The following is a 17,680-nucleotide window of genomic DNA, read 5'->3' as shown; positions in this document are numbered from 1 at the left end:
CGCTCCGTTCCCTAAATCTTGCTAACCCGCGGCATCAATTGCCGGCGGCCGCTACCTTGTTCTGGCCATCGACCTCGGCCATCAGCGTCTTGTTGGCGCCGGGCAGATCGGTCTTGGCCGCAGCCAGCCAGGTCTTGAACTGCGCGTCGGAGACGACGCGGATGGCGATCGGCATGAAGGCGTGGTCCTTGCCGCAAAGCTGCGAGCACTGGCCGTAATAAAGACCTTCCTTCTCCGCCTTGAACCAGGTCTCGTTGGTGCGCCCCGGAATGGCGTCGATCTTGATGCCGAAGGACGGCATGGCGAAGGAGTGGATCACGTCAGTCGCGGTGACGAGAACGCGCGTCATCGTGTTGACCGGCACCACCAGCTCATTGTCGACGGCGAGCAGGCGCGGATAAACCTTGCGATCCTCCTTGCCGGCCTTGGCGCGATCGCCATCCTGGAGGATGGCCGAATTGAAGGAGAGCGTGTTGTCGGTCTGGTATTCGTAATCCCAGTTCCACTGGTTGCCGGTCGCCTTGACGGTGAGCTTGGCTTCTTCCGGCGGAGTGTACTGCGCGGTCAGGAGCTGGAACGAGGGAATGGCGAGGCAGAGCAAGACCACGACCGGGCCGACGGTCCAGATCACCTCGATCAGCGTGTTGTGGCTGGTCTTGGAGGGAACCGGGTTTGCGCTCGCGCGGAACCTGACGATGCAGTAGGCGAGGAGAAGCAGCACCAGAATGGTGATCGGGACGATGAACCACATCGTATAATTTCCGAACCATTCGATCTGCCGCATCATGTCGGTCGCCGGCGCCTGGAAGGTCGTCTCCCACGCCACGGGCTGATCGGCATGGGCGGACGTACCGGCGAAAAGCGCGGTGGCAGCCCCAGCACTGGCTAGAAACTTGGCGTCTGCTAGGAAATTTCTCATCGCCCTCTTCGTCTCCCAGTCCCTCGCGGCGGCGCCAACGAGAATAACGAACAATGCCGGGACGGGAATCCCGACAGTCTCAAGCTGGTTCAAACCATACTCTTTTTCCCTCTGCAAGAAAGGAGCGGAGGAAACTGTGCGGCATTTTTGCGCGCAAGCCGAGACGGCTCTTCCGGGGCAGCGGCGAAGGCGGCGAATCGCGTATGTTCGGCCGGTTGCCCGGCTCATGTTGGCAAGGTGCGCGATGCGTCGTAATTCAGGCGAATTTGGCAGGGAAAAGCGCTGGAGTGCCTGTTTCGGGACAGTTCGGCAGCGGTCTCGTCCTTTACTTGGCATTGGCGCGGCTTAAAGTGCCGTGATTCGCAATGGAGCCGTCATGAACTCTTGGCTTTCGAGACTGGGGCATACGAGACCGGGGCTTTCGAGCATCTTGGTCAAGGCCATGTTTCTTGCCGCCCTGTCCGCGGCCAGCCTGTTCGTCGCCGGTCAGGCCAATGCCGCCCAGCCGAGCGGCACGGTGCGCTCGACGCATGGCGCATGGTCGATCATCTGCGACACGCCTGCCGGCGCCACCTCCGAACAATGCGTGATGATGCAGAATGTCGTCGCCGAGGACCGTCCGGAGATGGGGCTGTCGGTGGTCGTGCTGCGCACCGCCGACAACAAGGCCGAGATCCTGCGCGTGCTGGCGCCGCTCGGCGTGCTTTTGCCGAACGGGCTCGGCCTCAATGTCGACGGCAAGGACATCGGCCGCGCCTATTTCGTGCGCTGCTTCCAGGACGGCTGCTATGCCGAGGTCATCCTCGAAAAGCCGCTGCTCGACACGTTGAAGACCGGTACGTCGGCGACGTTCATCGTCTTCCAGACGCCTGAAGAAGGCATCGGCATCCCTGTCGACCTCAAGGGTTTTGCCGACGGCTTCGCCGCCCTCCCCTGATCCCTTGCTTTGCGCGGAACCGGGTTCTGACTCAGCTTTCGTGAATGCCGCATGGGCCGGCCGTTGCCATTCGTCGACGCTGATCCTCATTGCCGATTGTGCGGGCGCGGCTTCGCGCCTACATCGGGGGAAAGCAATCTTCCCACGGACGGACGCGCCATGAACAGCCTGATCGGCCAATTCGATATTTCCGACGATCGCATCAAGCAGATCGTCGCCGACACCATCAAGGGCGCCGATGACGGCGAACTGTTTCTTGAATACAGCGAGAGCGAGGCGCTGATGTTCGACAATGGCCGGCTGAAGACCGCCAATTTCAACACCGACCAGGGTTTTGGCCTGCGTGCGGTCGCGGGTGAAGCCAGCGGCTACGCACATTCGAGCGACCTCTCCGAAGCCTCGCTGCTGCGCGCGGCCGCTGCCGTCTCGACGGTCAAGGGTGGTTACTCCGGTACGCTTGCCGCCGCGCCCGCCCGCACCAACCGCCATCTCTACGGCGACGAGAACCCGATCCCCTCGCCCTCCTTCGAGGCCAAGGCAAAGCTGCTGCAGGAAATCGACGCCTGGCTGCGCGCCGAGGACCCACGCGTGCGCCAGGTGACGGCCTCGCTCGCCGCATCCTGGCAGCATGTCGAGATCGTGCGCGCCGACGGCCAGGTGGTGCGCGATATCAGGCCGCTGGTCCGTATCAACGTCTCGGTCGTGGTCGGCGACGGCGACCGCCAGGAAAGCGGCTCCTACGGCATGGGCGGACGCAAGGCATTCGGCGACTTCCTGATCGAGGACAGCTGGAAGCATGCCGCCAAGGAGGCGCTGAGGCAGGCGCTGGTCAATCTCGAGGCCATCCCCGCCCCGGCCGGCACCTTCGACATCGTGCTGTCCAGCGGCTGGCCGGGCGTCATGCTGCACGAGGCTGTCGGGCACGGGCTGGAAGGCGATTTCAACCGCAAGAAGACGTCGGCCTTCGCCGGGCTGCTGGGCCAGCAGGTCGCCGCCAAGGGCGTTACCGTCGTCGACGACGGCACCATCCCGGAGCGGCGCGGCTCGCTCACCGTCGACGATGAGGGCACGCCTTCGGCCCGCAATGTGCTGATCGAGGACGGCAAACTGGTCGGCTACATGCAGGACCGGCAGAACGCCCGGCTGATGGGCATGAAGGCCACCGGCAACGGCCGGCGCGAAGGTTATGCGCACCAGCCGATGCCGCGCATGACCAACACCTACATGACGTCGGGCGACATGGAACCGGACGAGATCATCGCCTCGGTCAAGAACGGCATCTACGCCGTCTCCTTCGGCGGCGGCCAGGTCGACATCACGTCGGGCAAATTCGTGTTCGGCTGCACCGAGGCCTACATGATCGAGAACGGCAAGGTGACGCAGCCGATCAAGGGCGCGATGCTGATCGGCAATGGGCCTGACGCCATGCACCGCGTCTCGATGGTCGGCAACGACATGAAGCTCGACAATGGCATCGGCATGTGCGGCAAGGCCGGACAGGGCGTGCCGGTTGGCGTCGGCCAGCCGCATCTGAGGATGAACCAGATGACGGTGGGCGGCACCAGGGTTTGATGGGGACCTTATAGCCGTGAAATCAGCGTCACTTCCGACTATCTTACGTTTGTCTTACATTGAGGCAAGCGACAATGGCCGGCTCCGGAAAGCTCACCACCACCGTCTCAACCAAGGGGCAAGTGATCCTGCCGAGCGCCATCCGCAAACGCAAGGAGTGGGGCGCCGGCACTCGGCTGGCGGTCGAAGACACGCCTGAAGGCGTTCTCTTGAAGTCGGTACCTGCCTTCGCCGCTACCCGGCCTCAAGACGTCTTTGGTTTGCTGCCTCATAACGGCAGGCCGAGGACGCTTGAAGACATGGATGCGGGCGTTCTCGCCGAAGCACGGCGGTGGCATGCTCGCGATTGATACCAATGTCGTCGTTCGGTACCTGACGAACGACCATCCCGAGCAATCCCCGCGCGCCCGCCGCGTGATCGATGACCGACCCGTATTTGTCGCCGTGACGGTCATGCTGGAAGCCGAATGGGTGCTGCGAAGCGCTTACGGCTATGATCAGGCCGCTATCGTCAGAGCTTTGCGGGCGTTCGGCGGTCTTCCCACGGTTGAAATCGAAGACGCGGCAATTGTCTCTTCCGCGCTCGATCTGGTCGAGACCGGAGTGGATTTCGCAGATGCGCTGCACCTCCGCAAGTCCGCGCATTGCACGGAAATTGCGACCTTCGACCGCAAATTGATCAGGGCCGCGCAGGCAGCGGGGCTCGGGGACGTGCAAGAAGCATAGCGCGATGCATGGCGGAGTGGCGCCGCGCTGCGTTGCGGGCCGCGAACACGAACATGTTAACACCTTCTTAAATGTTTAATTGATCGCGCACGATCGCCACACTACTTTTGATCGGTGCTCTCGTGCGGTGGTGTTGCCAGTGCTGCGTTCCCTCGGCGTCCTGACTTCCTCCTTCCTTCTTGGCTGTGTTTCGCTGTTTGGCGCAACGTCGCTGAATGTCGGTTCGGCGTCAGCGCAATCCACCGTGCCCAAGCAGTCGACATTGTTCGGGAAGACGCAATCATCCTCGGGCGCCTCACTCTCCGCCGCGGTTGGCGGCCCCACCAGCGTCCCCTACGGGTGGGTCGATTTCTGCCATCGCCGACCAAAAGAGTGCAAGGTGCCCGCACTGCCGGCCACGAACGTCAAGCTGACCGCGCAGACCCTGCGCATCCTCAAGCGGATAAATCAGAAGGCGAACAGTTCCATCAAACCGGTCAGCAATTTCGATCACTGGGGCACGATGATGGACCACTGGGACTATCCGGTGGACGGCAAGGGCGACTGCAAGATCTACGCGCTCTACAAGCGCAAGCTTCTCATGGAGGCGGGATTTCCCCGGCAGGCGCTGCTGATGACCGTGGTGCACGACCTCGACAATGAAGGCCACACCATCCTGACGGTGAAAACCGACAAGGGCGATCTGGTCCTCGACAATCTGATCGACGAAATCAGGCCCTGGAACGTGACCGGCTACTACTTCGTGAAACGCCAGTCGCAGCAGAACCCGAATATCTGGGTGTCGATCAACCGGCGAGGCGGCACGCCGCAGATCCTCACGAACGTTGCCAAGCTCGTAGACTGAGCAACCTTTCACCGCAGCGGTCCAAGCGCCACGGACTGTCGACGCGTTTTCAGCGCTCGGGATGGTGGATTCCGCGACCGTCCGGGCTCGCGCGTCTTGCCGTGCAGCTTCTTGGCGTGCGCGAGTGCGGAACATTGCTTGGAGATCGCGGTCTTCTCCGGCGTGATGGCAGACGCCGCGACCAGCGACGCGTTTCAAGCCTTTGTCTCATGCATGTCCCGACCCAAGCCGAACCACCTCTGGCCGACATGTGCTATTTCTTGCAAGCGGGCTCATTGGGGTGCCCGCAAGACGGCTGCTTGCCGGCCGGCGGCTGGGGCGGCCTTGGCTGTGCCGGCCGCTGCTGCTGCATTTGCTGCTTAGGCTGGGCGTGGAACTCCGGTCTCTGCGCCTTAGGCTGAGCCTGCACCTTCAGCTGCGTGTTGCCGTTGTTGACCTTGAATTTCTGCTGGACACTGCCACCACTGTTTCCGTTGGCAGGCAAACTGTGGAATTTCGGCCCATTGCCATTGACCTGGGCCCCACCATTGCCTTGCCCATTGGCCTGGCCGTTCAGCTGGCCGCCGCCTTGATTGTGAAGCTTCTTGAACTTGCCGTTGGGTGGGTTCTGGCCTGAATTCTGGCCATTGAACGCCGATGGGCTGTTCATCCCATTCGCCGCAGACGTGCCGTTGGCGCCCGGAATCTTGCGCAACTTGGCATTCTTGCCGGTACCGTTCTGGCCTTGCCCGTTGCCCTGGCCGTTGGCGCCGTTTTGCCCATTCGCCACCGGGTTGCCGGTCACGGCGCTTCCACCGGCCGTGGCCTGCTTGTTCAGGAGCTTGCCGGACTTGTTCTTGGGCAGGTTCGGGTTGTTGGGCAGGTTCTGTCCATTGAGCACCGGCTTGCCATTGACGAGTGGCAGCATCTTGCCGTCGGCGCCGGGCAAGGCATGACCCGTCAGCTTCTTGGCAGGCAATGTCTTCGACAGCGGCGTGACACCGCCCGGCTGCTGGCCGCCCTGCCCCGGCTTCAGCGGGATGCCGCCCGGGTTCTGCTTAGGCAGATTCGGGTTGTTGGGCAGGTTCTGTCCATTCAGCATCGGCTTGCCATTGACGAGCGGCAGCGTCTTGCCGTCGGCGCCGGGCAAGGCATGACCCGTCAGCTTGTTGGCGGGCAATGTCTTCGACAGCGGCGTGACACCGCCCGGCTGCTGGCCACCCTGCCGCGGCTTCAGCGGGAGGCCGCCCGGGTTCTGCTTGGACAGCACGGTTTCCTTTTTCTGCAGGAAAGCCGGCAACGCCACCTTCGTTGCCAGCGCCGCCGCACCCAGGCCCACGGCGCCAGCAGTCAGTTTCTGGCCGGTGGTGAGGCCACCACCCTGGTTGTTGTTCTCGTTGATCATCGTGTTGTTGATGATGGTGGTGTTGTGGATGTTGTTGAAGATGACGTCGTTCGGCGGCGGGGAGATGTCACGCGGCGGGTTCACCCAGGCGGGCACCGGCACGAAAACAGGCGTCGGCAGAAGGAAGATTCCGACCGGCGGCGGCGGTGGTGCCAGTTCAATGAAGTCGCGCGGCCGCGGCGGCAGGAAGATGACCGCCACGGGTGGCGGTGGCGCGAAATCGAATTCCGGGTCGTCGAAATAGAGCACGGGCCGGTCGACATAGACGATCTCATCGGGCGGTGGCGGCGGCACGTCGTAGGCGTAGACGGCAAAACCCTGCGGCGGTTCGAGCGCGGCATCGAAATGCTCAAGCCTGCGCCTTGCGTCCCAGGCGTGCGGACCGTGCGGATAGCGATCGAGATAGGACCAATAGGCTTCGGGCGTGTCCCTCAGCCAGGTCTGGCGCCAGGTGATCGCCTCGCGCCGCGCCGCCAGGATCGCGCGCACCCGCCTGGCCATCGGATCGTGGGGATAGGCGACCAGAAAATCCTCGTAGCCACGCATCGTGTCGCGATCGAGAGCCGCGATATAGGCATCATGCGCATCGAAGTCGCGGATTTCCTTGGTCCGCATGGCGCCCACCTCGGCTGACGACATCTGCTGCGGCGGGGCATCCGGCCCGCGGTCGAAGAAGACGAAAGGCTCCGTGATCTTGGAGGCGTTCCAGGGCAATTCCGCACCCTGCGTCACCTCGTTCACGCGCAGGCGCGTGCGGTCGAAGACATCACCGAGCTGCAGGCCGCCATCCCTGATCATCTCGGCAAGCGCCTGCGCATAGGCGCCGTAAGGCCCTTTGCCTTCCGGCGCGACCGTGCCCGGAGCGGCGTTGAAGGCGATCAGCATGTTCGGGTCGGGATCGACCAGTGCAAGGCCGCCAGCCAGCGGCTGGTTCGACTTGGCGAAGGAGTTTGGCCGCGCCGCGTCGAGCACGACGATGTTGACCTTGGTCGGCAGCGCTGCAAGCGGCTTGGTGAGGTCGGAGATCCGCACCGCGGCCATTGGCACGTCCGCAGCATTGGCGATCTGAGCATCGACGGGCGCGAAGTAGTTCTCGCCCTCGAACTGCAGGCCCTGGCCGGCCAGATAGACAAACACCACCGCGTCGGGACCGGCTGCCGTCACCTTGGCGAGGAAATCGCGATAGGCGCCGCGCAGCGATTCCTGGTCGACGTCGCGCGCGCCGACCACGTCGAACCCCGCCGCTTGCAAAGTCTGGGCAATCAGGCCGGCATCGTTGGCCGGCGTCGTCAGCGCGCCCGCCGGATAGGCGGCGTTGCCGATGACGAAGGCAAGGCGCTTTTGGCTTTGCGCCAGCGCCGCTGCCGTCGACCCGAACGCGAAAATGGAGAGGGCAAGGAAGAAAGCGAGAAGTTTCGAGACCGTCCGCATTACGATCATCCGTCAGGTGAGTGTGCCTATGCTTCCGCCCCAGCCAGACTAGGCTGGTACAAGAAGGCGGCTTTGCGGCGTCAATCCGTCCGCTTTGGGCCGGGAGCGGCTGAAGTGGCTGGTCTCAACGAAACGTGATCACGGGCCGACGTCAGCCGCGCCTTTTCCTGGGCTTTTCCAGCAGGGCGACAGCCTCGACATGGGACGACCACAGGAACTGGTCGATCGGCGTCACGCTTTTCAGGGTGTAGCCGCCGTCGATGAGGATGCGCAGGTCGCGAGCCAGCGTCACGGGATTGCAGGACACCGCGGCAACGTAGGGAACATCCGAGCGGGCGATCTGCTTCGACTGGTCCTCGGCGCCGGCACGCGGCGGATCGAAGACAAGGCCGTCGAAGGCGTTCAACTCCTTGAACGTCAGCGGCCGGCGGAACAGGTCGCGGCGCTCGGCCGTCACCCGCTTCAGGCCGGTCGCGAATCGTGCCCCCCGGTCGAGCGCCGAAAGGGCCGCCGCATCGCCCTCCACCGCATGAACTTCCGACTTCGCGGCCAACCGCAAGGCAAAGCTGCCGCAACCGGCGAAAAGATCGGCGACCTTCTTGGCGCGCTTCAGATGTGAGCCGACGATCTCGGCCATGGCCTGCTCGGCGGCCTCGGTCGCCTGCAGGAAGGCGCCGGGCGGCACGGCGACAGCGACGCTGCCGAACATGACCACGGGCTTCCTCGGTTCGATGATGATCTCGTCATCGATGGACAGCCTGGCAAAGCCTTGCGCCAGGACAAAGTTGGAAGCGATGCGGCGCTGGTGCTCGCCAAGCTTGCCGGACTCATGCACAGCGACGTCGAGGCCCGAACCCGTCACGGTGACCGCCATCCGGAACGATTTGGTGGTCGCGCATATCAAGTCGGCGAGCGCCCTCAACCGGTCGAGTGCTGCGACGATCTCGGGCAGCGAGATCGGGCATCCCGATATGGCAATGATTTCCGGCGAGAGGTGACGGTTGAAGCCGAGCAGCATGCCCGTCTCGGCGCGCCGGGCGGCGAGCACGACACGGCGGCGCGTGCGCGGCGCACAGGCGACCAATTCGTCGATGCTGCAATCGATGCCCTTCAGGGCGTGCACCACCTTGTCGCGTTTCCACTGGCGATAGGCTTCGGCCTCGAAATGCTGGAGGGCGCAGCCGCCGCATTCGGTGAAATGGCGGCAGGCGGGTTCGATGCGCAGCGGCGAGGCCTCCAGCACCGCCATCAGCGCGGCACGATCCCGTTCGCGCGCGGCGGTGACGGTCTCGCCGGGCAGCGTGAAGGGGATGAACAGGTCGCCGCTTTCGGTTTCGGCAATGCCGTCGCCCTGGGCGCCAAGCTTTTTTATGGTGAAGCGCGCGCTCATCGATCCTTGATCCCACCAAGCAGGAATTCGCGATTGCCGTCGCCGCCTTCGATCGGCGACAGATGCAGGCCGAGCGAACGCCAGCCCGGAACGGCGTCCAGCCAATCCTGCAACAGGCCGGCGACACGGGCGGCATCGAAGGGGTCTTTCAACAGGCCGCCCTTGCCGATTGACTCGCGACCCGCCTCGAATTGCGGCTTGACCAGAAAGACCGCGGCAGCACCAGGCTTCGCGACGGCGAGCGCCGGCGGCAGCGCCAGTTTCAGCGAGATGAAGCTGACGTCGGAGACGATGAAATCCGGAATGCGGCCGGCAAGATCCGCGGCGGTGAGGTCACGGGCATTCAGTCCCTCGATGACCGTCACGCGCGGGTCCTTGCCGACATCGGGATGCATCTGGCCGTGCCCGACGTCGATGGCGGTGACGTGGGAGGCACCACGCTCCAGCAGCACCTGGGTGAAGCCGCCGGTCGAGGCGCCGATGTCGAGGGCCTCGCGGCCGGCCGGATCGAGGCTGAAGTGATCGAGCCCGCCGAGGAGCTTCAGCGCCGCGCGCGAGACATAGCCTTGCGCCGGATCATCGATGGCAACAAGGCATTGCGGCGAAACGTTCTGGCCGGGTTTGCGGGCAAGGACGCCGTCAACCATCACCGTGCCACGCTCGACCGCGTCGCGGGCACGCGAGCGGCTGGCAAACAGCCCGCGCTGGACGAGCAAGTCGTCGAGCCGCTGGCGGGTGCTGGCTGGCGGAGGCGAGTTCATCGGCCTTCATGGCGAAAGCCGGCAGCGAAGGCAAGGACATTGGGGCGGGATCAGGAACATCGTCGAAAAGCGAGCGAACGCACCAAGCCGCCGCACCGCTTGCGGGTATCGCATCAACCCGGCACAATGTTGAGGAGGGGCGCCGTTTATCCAAATGCGAGGGCACGGATGCTAACAGGAACCTGCCACTGTGGTGCAGCCCACTGGACCCTGGAGGGCGATCCCGGGCCGATCACCGCCTGCAGCTGCACGCTTTGCCGTCGCTATGGCGTGCTCTGGGCTTATGACTATGTCGACGAACGCATCCGCGTTGCGGGACCGATGGGCAGCTACACGCGCGCCGGAAAGGACAGCCCGTCGCTCGAAATCCTGTTCTGCCCGACCTGCGCCTGCGTGCTCGCCTGGCGTGGTTTGCGCGCAGAGGCGTCTGGCCAAACGCGCATCGCCGTCAATGTAAGGCTGGCGCCACCCGAGGCGGTCGCCGATCTGCCGATCGACCATTTCGATGGCCTCGACACATATGACGACCTGCCCCGCGACGGCCGTTGCGTGCGCGATATGTGGTTCTAGAAGATGGTGCGCGGAACCTGGCGCTCGATGGCCGGGGACAAACCCTCGTCGCGATCCCCTGAGGCTTGCACGGCAGGATGCTCGGTGGCGGTGGCGGGCGGCGGAACAGGATCCGGCAGGACGACCAGTTGCGGCACCTGCTTGTAGGAAAAGCCGCCGCGGATATCGCCCATCTTGCCGGCGATGATGCCCATCGCCGCCTTTTCAAGGCTGCGATCATAGCGCGTTTCGGCGACGGCCGGCGCGACGATGACCGCTGAAAGCGCCACGCCGCACAGAAGCGTTCTCATTGTTGTTTGTCTCCCTGCCTGATCACCGATCTAGCAGGGCGCCGTTGAAAAACGGCCAAGGGACACGGTAAGCAGAATGCCAAACGGCAGCGTTAACAATGCGTTAAGACGTCAAGCCGGCAAACTGATTGAAGCCGCTGAGACTTTGATTCAGGCGCGCTGGGCGCGGGCTGTATGGCCGAGGGCGACAAATACTGTGCGCACGATGCCGGCCGCATCGAGACCGGCATCGGCATACATCTTCTCCGGCTTGGCGTGGTCGGTGAAAATGTCGGGCAGCACCAGCGGGCGCACCTTCAGGCCGCCTTCCAGCAGTCCTTCATGGGCAAGGAACTGCAGCACATGGCTGGCAAAGCCGCCGATGGCGCCCTCCTCCACCGTGACCAGAACCTCGTGCGAGCGGGCGAGCCGGCGGATCAGATCCTCGTCGAGCGGCTTGGCGAAGCGGGCATCGGCAACTGTGGTTGAAAGCCCGGCCGCACCGAGTTCCTCAGCAGCGATCAGGCAATCCTGGAGGCGCGTCCCGAACGACAGCAGCGCCACCTTTGTGCCTTCCCTGACGATGCGGCCCTTGCCGAGTTCGAGCACCGAGCCGCGCTCCGGCATGTCGACGCCGACGCCGTTGCCGCGCGGATAGCGGAAGGCGATCGGGCCATCATCGTAACTCGCGGCGGTGCGCACCATGTGGCGCAGCTCCGCCTCGTCGGCGGCCGCCATCACGACAAAGCCCGGCAGGCTTGCCAGGAAGGTGGTGTCGAACGCGCCGCAATGGGTGGCGCCATCGGCGCCAACGAAGCCGGCGCGGTCGATCGGGAAACGCACCGGCAGCTTCTGGATGGCGACGTCATGGACGACCTGGTCGTAGGCGCGCTGCAGGAAGGTCGAATAGATCGCCGCGAACGGCTTGTAGCCTTCGGTCGCGAGACCGGCGGCAAAGGTCACCGCATGCTGTTCGGCAATGCCGACATCGAAGGTCCGTGACGGGAACACTTCGCCGAACAGATCAAGCCCCGTGCCGCTCGGCATGGCGGCGGTGACGGCGACGATGCGGTCGTCCTCGCGGGCTTCCCCAATCAGGCTTTCGGCGAACACCTTGGTGTAGGCCGGTGCGTTGGCCGGCGCCTTGGCCTGCGCGCCGGTGATGACGTCGAACTTGTTGACGCCGTGGTACTTGTCGGCGGCGGCCTCCGCCGGCGCGTAGCCCTTGCCCTTCTGGGTGACGATATGGATCAGCACCGGGCCTTCGCCATTGTCGCGGACGTTTTTGAGCACCGGGATCAGATGTTCGAGATTGTGGCCGTCGATCGGGCCGATATGGTAGAAGCCGAGCTCCTCGAACAGCGTGCCGCCGGTGACGTATCCGCGCGCATGCTCGACAGCCCTCGTGATCGCACGATCGGCGCGCTTGCCGAGATAGGATGTCAGCTTCTTGCCGAAGTCGCGAAGGCCGGCATAAGCCTTGCCCGAGGCGAGACGCGCCAGATAGGCGCTCATGGCGCCGGTGGGCGGCGCGATCGACATGTCATTGTCGTTGAGGATGACGATGAGCCGGGCATCGAGCGCGCCGGCATTGTTCATCGCCTCATAGGCCATGCCGGCCGACATGGCGCCGTCGCCGATGACGGCGATGACGTTGTTGCGGCCGCCGGAGAGGTCGCGGGCGGCTGCCATGCCGAGGCCGGCCGATATCGATGTCGAGGAATGCGCGGCGCCGAAGGGATCGTATTCGCTCTCTGCGCGGCGGGTGAAGCCGGACAGGCCGCCTTCCTGGCGCAGCGTGCGGATGCGGTCGCGGCGGCCGGTCAGGATCTTGTGCGGATAGGCCTGGTGGCCGACATCCCAGATCAGGCGATCGTCCGGGGTGTTGAAGACATAATGCAGCGCCACCGTCAGTTCGACCACGCCGAGGCCGGCGCCGAGATGGCCGCCGGTGCGCGACACGGCGTCGACCAGTTCGAGGCGAAGCTCGGATGCCAGTTGCGGCAGCTCGCTCTCGTCAAGCGCGCGCAGATCCGCCGGGATGCGGACCTTGTCGAGAAGCGGCGTATGCGGCGTTGCGTTCACGGGAGCTCAGGCTTTCTGTTCAACGGCGGGATAAGCCGCCGGCCGGCGAAAGTAAATGCGTGTCGGTGACGCGGATCTATCAGGTCCCCTCGCCGATTTCCTCAGCTTTCCGGCAGCGGGATGAACTCTTTCTCATCTCCAGGAACGATATCGAAGCGTCCCGTCTTCCATTCCTGCTTGGCCTGTTCGATGCGCTCCTTCGACGAGGAGACGAAATTCCACCAGATGTAGCGCTGCGAGCCGAGCGAGGCGCCGCCGAAAAGCATGAAATGCGCACCGGTTTGCGACGATATGATGATCTCGTCACCGGGCCGGAACACCAGGAGCCGCTCTGCCGGAAAGACGTCGCCCGAAATCGCGACCTCGCCTTCCAGCGTGTAGATGGCGCGCTCTTCCGCGTCGGCCGGAATCTTTATGCTGGCGCCCGGAGCCAGCCTAAGGTCGGCGTAAAGTGTCTCGGAATCGGCCCTTACCGGGGAGCGCTGCCCCTGGAAATCGCCGATGACGATGCGGCCGCGGACGCCTTCGGCATCGATCTCGGGCAGCCGCAAGGCAGCGGTGTTCTCAAACACCGGCGCCACTTCCTCCTTGCCATCGGGCAAGGCGAGCCATGTCTGCAGGCCTGAGATCGACATCGGCGCGCCGCGCAATTCCTCCGGCGTGCGCTCGGAATGCACGATGCCGCGGCCGGCGGTCATCAAATTCACGTCGCCGGGCTGGATCACCATTTCGGTGCCCAGCGAATCCCGATGCCTGATCCTGCCGTCGAACAGATACGTCACCGTCGACAGGCCGATATGCGGGTGAGGACGGACATCGAGAGCCTGGCCTGCCCGCAGGATCGCCGGACCCATGCGATCGAAGAAAATGAACGGCCCGACCAGCCGCCGCCTGGCGGTCGGCAGCGCGCGACGCACCTCGAAGCCGCCAATGTCCTTGGCGTTCGGGATGACCATCAACTCGATCTGGTCGCTGGCAAAGGCGTCGCCGGCTTCAGGGTCTTTCCCGGGAAAGAAGCTCATGGACTCTCCTTGTCAGCGGTCGAGGGCCACTTGGCGGCATCAGGCAAAGCGGATCGCCGCCTTTGCCCGCAGTTTGGCCGCCACCTCTTCGCGATTGCGCGGATGCTGGTTGGTTTCAAGCGAATCGAGGAGTTCACGCGCCGATGCCGCGATGGCTTCGACCGCATGATCGAACGCATGCTGGTTCTGTTTCGACGGCCGTGTCGTTCCGCTCAGCTTGCGGACGAACTGAAGGGCTGCGTCGCGCACTTCGTCATTGGTTGCGGGCGGGTCAAAATTGAACAGGGTCTTGATGTTTCTGCACATCGCTTCCGTATCTCCTCTTGTCCTGGAGCCGTTTCAATCGGGACGAGCTTAATTCTCAACCATGATCGTGTCCAAAAACCGGAAAGGCTGCTCCGTGCCTCAGTCCGCGTCGAGCGGTTCTGTTCCGACCGGCTTGCCGTCGCGCGACAGCCTGATCTTCTCGACCTTGTCCTCGGCGGCCTTCAGCAGCCGGTCGCAATGCGCCTTCAGCGCCTCGCCGCGCTCGTAGATCTTGATCGACTGGTCGAGCGGCACGTCGCCACGCTCCAGATCATCGACGATCTTCTCCAGCGCGTCGAGTGCCTGCTCGAAGCTCATCGCCTTGACGTCTTCGTTGGTTTCACCAGCCATCATTCATCCTTTCATCAGTCGCCCGACATGGGCGGCGACCGAAAATGCCAGTCCCTGCAGATCGTAACCGCCCTCAAGCAGGCTGACGAGCCGGTTGCCGCTGTGGCGCGCGGCGCGCTGCATCAGCTGGCCGGTCGCCCAGTCGAAATCGTCCTCGGTCAGGTTGATCTCGGCCAGCGGATCGCGGTGATGCGCGTCGAAACCGGCCGAGATGATGATCAGGTCAGGCGCGAAATTGTCGAGCGACGGCAGCACCCGCGACAGGAAGGCATCGCGAAACACCTCGCTGCCGGTCTGCGGCGCCAAGGGCGCGTTGACGATGTTGCCGGCGCCGGTCTCGGTCTTCGCGCCAGTGCCGGGATAAAGCGGCATCTGGTGCGTCGAGCAATAGAGAACCGAGGGATCGTCCCAGAAAATGTCCTGCGTGCCGTTGCCGTGATGCACATCCCAGTCGACGACGGCGACGCGCTCGGCGCCATGCTTCTTCTGCGCATAGCGCGCGGCGATCGCCGCCGTGTTGAAGAAGCAGAAGCCCATCGCGGTGGTCTTTTCGGCATGGTGGCCGGGCGGCCTTGCGGCGACGAAGACATTGTCGGCGCGGCCTGCAAAGACGTCGTCGACGGCGGCGTTGGCGGCGCCGATCGCGGCGATCACCGCCTGCCAGCTCTTCGGGCTGGCGGTGGTGTCGGCATCGATGCGGGCAATACCCTCCTCGGGAATGGCGGCACGCACACGGGCGACGAAATCGGCGGGGTGCGCGTAGAGGATGGTGGCCTCGTCGCCCTCCGGCGCCTTGGCACGATCGAGCGCGGCAAAAGCCTCGTCGTCGAGCACGCGCTCGATGGCGCGCAAGCGGTCCGGCCGCTCGGGGTGGCCGGGCGGCGTGATGTGTTCGAGGAAGATCGGGTGCGTGTAGAGACGGGTTGTCATGCTCCCTATCTAGTGCCGCGGCGCCGCGATGGCCATGCATTGCGGCTCGATCACTGGGGAAAATCGCGCCTGCGTCCATTGGCGCCGCTGCGGGGATTGGCGCGGCCGAGGCTTCGGCGTAAGGTCGCGCCACTGCCTGGTGCCCGCCGCGAGCGGGAGAATCGGGAACACGGTTGAATTCCGTGGCGTGCCCAACGCTGTGAGGGGGACCGCGCCGGTAACTGCCACTGTCGATGACGGGAAGGCACCGGACGCGGGTTGATCCCGAGCCAGAAGACCGGCCTGGCAGGCATCGTCATCCGCATGGTCAGGCGGCTGGCATCAGAGCAAACTGCGTCCAGTTGGATGCACAAAGTGCGCTCTGACGGTGTGGAACTATTGCAATCGCAAGGGGACGAGCGATGCCGGAACACATGACCGCTCCTGGGGGCGACGGATTTGACCAGATGGCGCGCGACGCGGTCTATCGCGCCATGTTCACGCGGCGCGACGTGCGCAGCCATTTCCTGCCCGACGCGCTCGACGACGAGGTGTTGGCGCGGCTTCTGCTTGCCGCCCATCACGCGCCATCGGTCGGCTTTATGCAGCCATGGAATTTCATCGTCATCCGCGACGCCGCGCGACGGGCAGAGGTGCGCGACCTGTTCCTGGCCGCGCGCGAACAGGAACTGCCTGAAATCGAGGAGGAACGACAGGCGCTCTACCGCAAGCTGAAGCTCGAAGGTATCTGCGAAAGCGCCCTCAACATCTGCATCACCTGTGACCGTCGGCGCTCGCAAGGCTCGCCACTGGGCCGCTGGCACAATCCGGAAATGGATCTCTACAGCACGGTCTGCGCGGTGCAGAATTTCTGGCTGGCCGCGCGTGCCGAAGGCGTCGGCGTCGGCTGGGTCAGCATCATCGAGCCGCAAGCGTTGAAGAGCCTGCTGGCCATTCCCGAGCATGTGACGCCCGTCGCCTATCTCTGCGTCGGCCGGGTTTCCGAGTTCGCATCCAAACCAGACCTGGAAACGCATGGCTGGGGCCGGCGGCTGCCGCTGCCCGACCTGATCATGAGCGAGACTTTTTGCGGGCAAGGCGAGGCGCCACTGAAATCGACCGTGGCCCGCCTCAACGCCTCCGATGTCGCGCCGGCGACGACCTGCCCAGCCGATCAGTTCGTCGCGCCGGCCGTGCCCCAGCGCGAGCCACCAAAGGAGGCCAGCGCCTTGTCCTTCAGCTCCCTGAACTTCGACGACGCCTCGGCCAGCCTGATATCCCAGGCCGGATCGGGCACCTGGCCGGCGATGGTCTTGAAATAGACCTGCATCAGGCAAGCGATGGCGAAGGGCTCGATGAAGGCCGCCTTGAAGGCCCAGGCAAAGACGATGGCAAGCACGAAGGCCCAGCCGGCGAGTTGTCCGGGCATGATGAAGAGAACGGCGCTGGCCGGAGCCAGCATCAGCAGGAAGATGACGAAAGACACGCCCCACATGATGACCGCCAGCCAGACGGCGTTCTTGACCATGGTCTTGCCGTTCTGGGCGTAGAGCACGACGCCTTGCCGCGCCGTCTCGAAGGGTGAGGACGAGTTGATGCGGATGTTGTAGCCGAGGATGATCTCGTCGACATAGGTGAGCGACAGGCGGATCACCGTGTTGATGAAGGAGACCAGACCGCTCAGGCCCGGAATGGGCAGGAAAGCAGCGATGCCGCCGAGCAGGCCGGTGATGGCGCGGATGGCGCCCTTGACCAGCTGGTCGACGACGAAAAGGATGTTGGCCTCGGCGAAACGCTCGGTCACGACCTGCCTGGCATAGGCGATCTGGTTCTGGCCGTCGGGGACATCCCGGCCGTCGATCAGATGGACCATCACGGCGATATGGCCGGCCTTGACGACGTAGAGGATATATTCGCGGATCCAATAGACGGCGATCGAAACCACGCCGAAGCCGACCACGCCGCCCCACAGGGCAAAGGACATCGGCCCGTCGGGATCCGTGGAGATATGGCCGACGCCATAGCCGACCGACGCTCCCGTGCCGGTCGCCACGATATAGGCAAGCGTGATGCCGAAATAGACGATCATGCGAAAGACAATGAAAGGCCAGGTCCGCATCATGATGGACACCGACCTGCCGATATCGAAATCCCACATGCCCGAATCTCCCCTCAGAGATGGCTGGGAAGGATGCGCTCACCCC

Annotated in this window: 17 protein-coding genes, 1 pseudogene and 1 riboswitch; of the genes and pseudogenes, 7 read left to right on the top strand and 11 right to left on the bottom strand. The window is 64.2% G+C overall.

The window, feature by feature from the left end; all coding sequences use genetic code 11:
• Window positions 1–34 precede the first annotated feature (34 nt).
• Window positions 35–919 carry a cytochrome c oxidase subunit II gene (coxB, locus tag FJV80_RS01750; RefSeq protein WP_095786887.1) on the bottom strand — a complete coding sequence of 295 codons (885 nt, stop codon included), beginning with the start codon at window positions 917–919 and terminating at the stop codon, window positions 35–37.
• 376 nt (window positions 920–1,295) lie between these two features.
• Here coxB and FJV80_RS01745 point away from each other — a divergent pair, with 376 nt between their 5' ends.
• The 5 genes from FJV80_RS01745 (at window position 1,296) to FJV80_RS01725 (ending at window position 4,998) form a co-directional block, all read left to right on the top strand.
• Window positions 1,296–1,856, top strand: coding sequence for an invasion associated locus B family protein (locus tag FJV80_RS01745; protein WP_095786609.1), 561 nt, complete (start codon window positions 1,296–1,298; stop codon window positions 1,854–1,856).
• A 159-nt stretch (window positions 1,857–2,015) separates the two neighbouring features.
• On the top strand, window positions 2,016–3,428 hold the full coding sequence (tldD, locus tag FJV80_RS01740; RefSeq protein WP_142875399.1) for a metalloprotease TldD: 1,413 nt from the start codon (window positions 2,016–2,018) through the stop codon (window positions 3,426–3,428).
• 74 nt (window positions 3,429–3,502) lie between these two features.
• Window positions 3,503–3,778, top strand: a complete 276-nt coding sequence (locus tag FJV80_RS01735) for an AbrB/MazE/SpoVT family DNA-binding domain-containing protein (protein WP_142875398.1) — start codon at window positions 3,503–3,505, stop codon at window positions 3,776–3,778.
• A complete protein-coding gene (locus tag FJV80_RS01730; RefSeq protein WP_142875397.1) occupies window positions 3,765–4,154 on the top strand; it encodes a type II toxin-antitoxin system VapC family toxin in 390 nt (129 codons plus the stop codon). Before FJV80_RS01735 ends, FJV80_RS01730 begins: the two co-directional genes overlap by 14 nt.
• An 82-nt stretch (window positions 4,155–4,236) precedes the next feature.
• Window positions 4,237–4,998, top strand: coding sequence for a transglutaminase-like cysteine peptidase (locus FJV80_RS01725; RefSeq protein ID WP_246688887.1), 762 nt, complete (start codon window positions 4,237–4,239; stop codon window positions 4,996–4,998).
• A 253-nt stretch (window positions 4,999–5,251) separates the two neighbouring features.
• Here the strand turns inward: FJV80_RS01725 and FJV80_RS01720 are convergent, their stop codons facing one another.
• From FJV80_RS01720 to FJV80_RS01710, 3 genes are all read right to left on the bottom strand, one after another.
• A complete protein-coding gene (locus FJV80_RS01720) occupies window positions 5,252–7,822 on the bottom strand; it encodes a caspase domain-containing protein (RefSeq protein WP_142875396.1) in 2,571 nt (856 codons plus the stop codon).
• A 142-nt stretch (window positions 7,823–7,964) separates the two neighbouring features.
• Window positions 7,965–9,203, bottom strand: coding sequence for a class I SAM-dependent RNA methyltransferase (locus FJV80_RS01715; protein ID WP_142875395.1), 1,239 nt, complete (start codon window positions 9,201–9,203; stop codon window positions 7,965–7,967).
• On the bottom strand, window positions 9,200–9,964 hold the full coding sequence (locus FJV80_RS01710) for a TlyA family RNA methyltransferase (RefSeq protein WP_142875394.1): 765 nt from the start codon (window positions 9,962–9,964) through the stop codon (window positions 9,200–9,202). The genes FJV80_RS01715 and FJV80_RS01710 overlap by 4 nt, the downstream gene beginning before the upstream one ends.
• A gap of 168 nt (window positions 9,965–10,132) precedes the next feature.
• On the opposite strand from FJV80_RS01710, the gene FJV80_RS01705 reads away from it, so the two are divergent.
• Window positions 10,133–10,534: a GFA family protein gene (locus tag FJV80_RS01705; RefSeq protein ID WP_095771039.1), complete on the top strand. Its 402-nt coding sequence runs from the start codon at window positions 10,133–10,135 to the stop codon at window positions 10,532–10,534.
• On the opposite strand, the gene FJV80_RS01700 is transcribed toward FJV80_RS01705, so the two are convergent.
• From FJV80_RS01700 to FJV80_RS01675, 6 genes are all read right to left on the bottom strand, one after another.
• Complete coding sequence (locus tag FJV80_RS01700; RefSeq protein ID WP_095771040.1) at window positions 10,531–10,824, bottom strand: hypothetical protein; 294 nt, start codon at window positions 10,822–10,824, stop codon at window positions 10,531–10,533. The genes FJV80_RS01705 and FJV80_RS01700 overlap by 4 nt on opposite strands.
• A 150-nt stretch (window positions 10,825–10,974) precedes the next feature.
• Window positions 10,975–12,888, bottom strand: a complete 1,914-nt coding sequence (gene dxs / locus FJV80_RS01695; protein ID WP_095771041.1) for a 1-deoxy-D-xylulose-5-phosphate synthase — start codon at window positions 12,886–12,888, stop codon at window positions 10,975–10,977.
• A 101-nt stretch (window positions 12,889–12,989) separates the two neighbouring features.
• Entirely contained in the window at window positions 12,990–13,910 is a 921-nt protein-coding gene (locus FJV80_RS01690) for a pirin family protein (protein ID WP_095786618.1), read from the bottom strand.
• Between the two features lie 39 nt (window positions 13,911–13,949).
• Window positions 13,950–14,216, bottom strand: a complete 267-nt coding sequence (locus FJV80_RS01685; protein ID WP_010914875.1) for a DUF2277 domain-containing protein — start codon at window positions 14,214–14,216, stop codon at window positions 13,950–13,952.
• Window positions 14,217–14,315: 99 nt separating this feature from the next.
• A complete protein-coding gene (locus FJV80_RS01680; RefSeq protein ID WP_027046614.1) occupies window positions 14,316–14,567 on the bottom strand; it encodes an exodeoxyribonuclease VII small subunit in 252 nt (83 codons plus the stop codon).
• A 3-nt stretch (window positions 14,568–14,570) separates the two neighbouring features.
• The gene (locus tag FJV80_RS01675; RefSeq protein ID WP_095786619.1) at window positions 14,571–15,497 is read right to left on the bottom strand and encodes a histone deacetylase family protein; all 927 of its coding nucleotides are present in this window, start codon (window positions 15,495–15,497) and stop codon (window positions 14,571–14,573) included.
• A 120-nt stretch (window positions 15,498–15,617) separates the two neighbouring features.
• A riboswitch (cobalamin riboswitch) is annotated at window positions 15,618–15,798 on the top strand.
• 100 nt (window positions 15,799–15,898) lie between these two features.
• On the opposite strand from FJV80_RS01675, the pseudogene bluB reads away from it, so the two are divergent.
• Window positions 15,899–16,477, top strand: a pseudogene (bluB, locus tag FJV80_RS34880) (5,6-dimethylbenzimidazole synthase); the annotation flags it as partial.
• Between the two features lie 173 nt (window positions 16,478–16,650).
• Here bluB and FJV80_RS01665 read toward each other — a convergent pair.
• Entirely contained in the window at window positions 16,651–17,634 is a 984-nt protein-coding gene (locus FJV80_RS01665; RefSeq protein ID WP_245318034.1) for a hypothetical protein, read from the bottom strand.
• Between the last annotated feature and the right edge of the window lie 46 nt (window positions 17,635–17,680).

Origin of the sequence: Mesorhizobium sp. WSM4310, assembly GCF_007003935.1 — a bacterium.
Lineage (GTDB): Bacteria > Pseudomonadota > Alphaproteobacteria > Rhizobiales > Rhizobiaceae > Mesorhizobium.
This window is presented reverse-complemented; position numbering and strand designations above follow the sequence as displayed.

Coding starts and splice junctions, on each gene's coding strand:
- FJV80_RS01710 (WP_142875394.1), bottom strand. CDS start 9,964: ATGAACTCGCCTCCGCCAGCCAGCACCCGCCAGCGGCTCGACGACTTG.
- FJV80_RS01675 (WP_095786619.1), bottom strand. CDS start 15,497: ATGACAACCCGTCTCTACACGCACCCGATCTTCCTCGAACACATCACG.
- FJV80_RS01735 (WP_142875398.1), top strand. CDS start 3,503: ATGGCCGGCTCCGGAAAGCTCACCACCACCGTCTCAACCAAGGGGCAA.
- FJV80_RS01730 (WP_142875397.1), top strand. CDS start 3,765: ATGCTCGCGATTGATACCAATGTCGTCGTTCGGTACCTGACGAACGAC.
- FJV80_RS01715 (WP_142875395.1), bottom strand. CDS start 9,203: ATGAGCGCGCGCTTCACCATAAAAAAGCTTGGCGCCCAGGGCGACGGC.
- FJV80_RS01720 (WP_142875396.1), bottom strand. CDS start 7,822: ATGATCGTAATGCGGACGGTCTCGAAACTTCTCGCTTTCTTCCTTGCC.
- FJV80_RS01685 (WP_010914875.1), bottom strand. CDS start 14,216: ATGTGCAGAAACATCAAGACCCTGTTCAATTTTGACCCGCCCGCAACC.
- tldD (WP_142875399.1), top strand. CDS start 2,016: ATGAACAGCCTGATCGGCCAATTCGATATTTCCGACGATCGCATCAAG.
- FJV80_RS01665 (WP_245318034.1), bottom strand. CDS start 17,634: ATGTGGGATTTCGATATCGGCAGGTCGGTGTCCATCATGATGCGGACC.
- coxB (WP_095786887.1), bottom strand. CDS start 919: ATGAGAAATTTCCTAGCAGACGCCAAGTTTCTAGCCAGTGCTGGGGCT.
- FJV80_RS01705 (WP_095771039.1), top strand. CDS start 10,133: ATGCTAACAGGAACCTGCCACTGTGGTGCAGCCCACTGGACCCTGGAG.
- FJV80_RS01700 (WP_095771040.1), bottom strand. CDS start 10,824: ATGAGAACGCTTCTGTGCGGCGTGGCGCTTTCAGCGGTCATCGTCGCG.
- FJV80_RS01680 (WP_027046614.1), bottom strand. CDS start 14,567: ATGGCTGGTGAAACCAACGAAGACGTCAAGGCGATGAGCTTCGAGCAG.
- FJV80_RS01690 (WP_095786618.1), bottom strand. CDS start 13,910: ATGAGCTTCTTTCCCGGGAAAGACCCTGAAGCCGGCGACGCCTTTGCC.
- FJV80_RS01745 (WP_095786609.1), top strand. CDS start 1,296: ATGAACTCTTGGCTTTCGAGACTGGGGCATACGAGACCGGGGCTTTCG.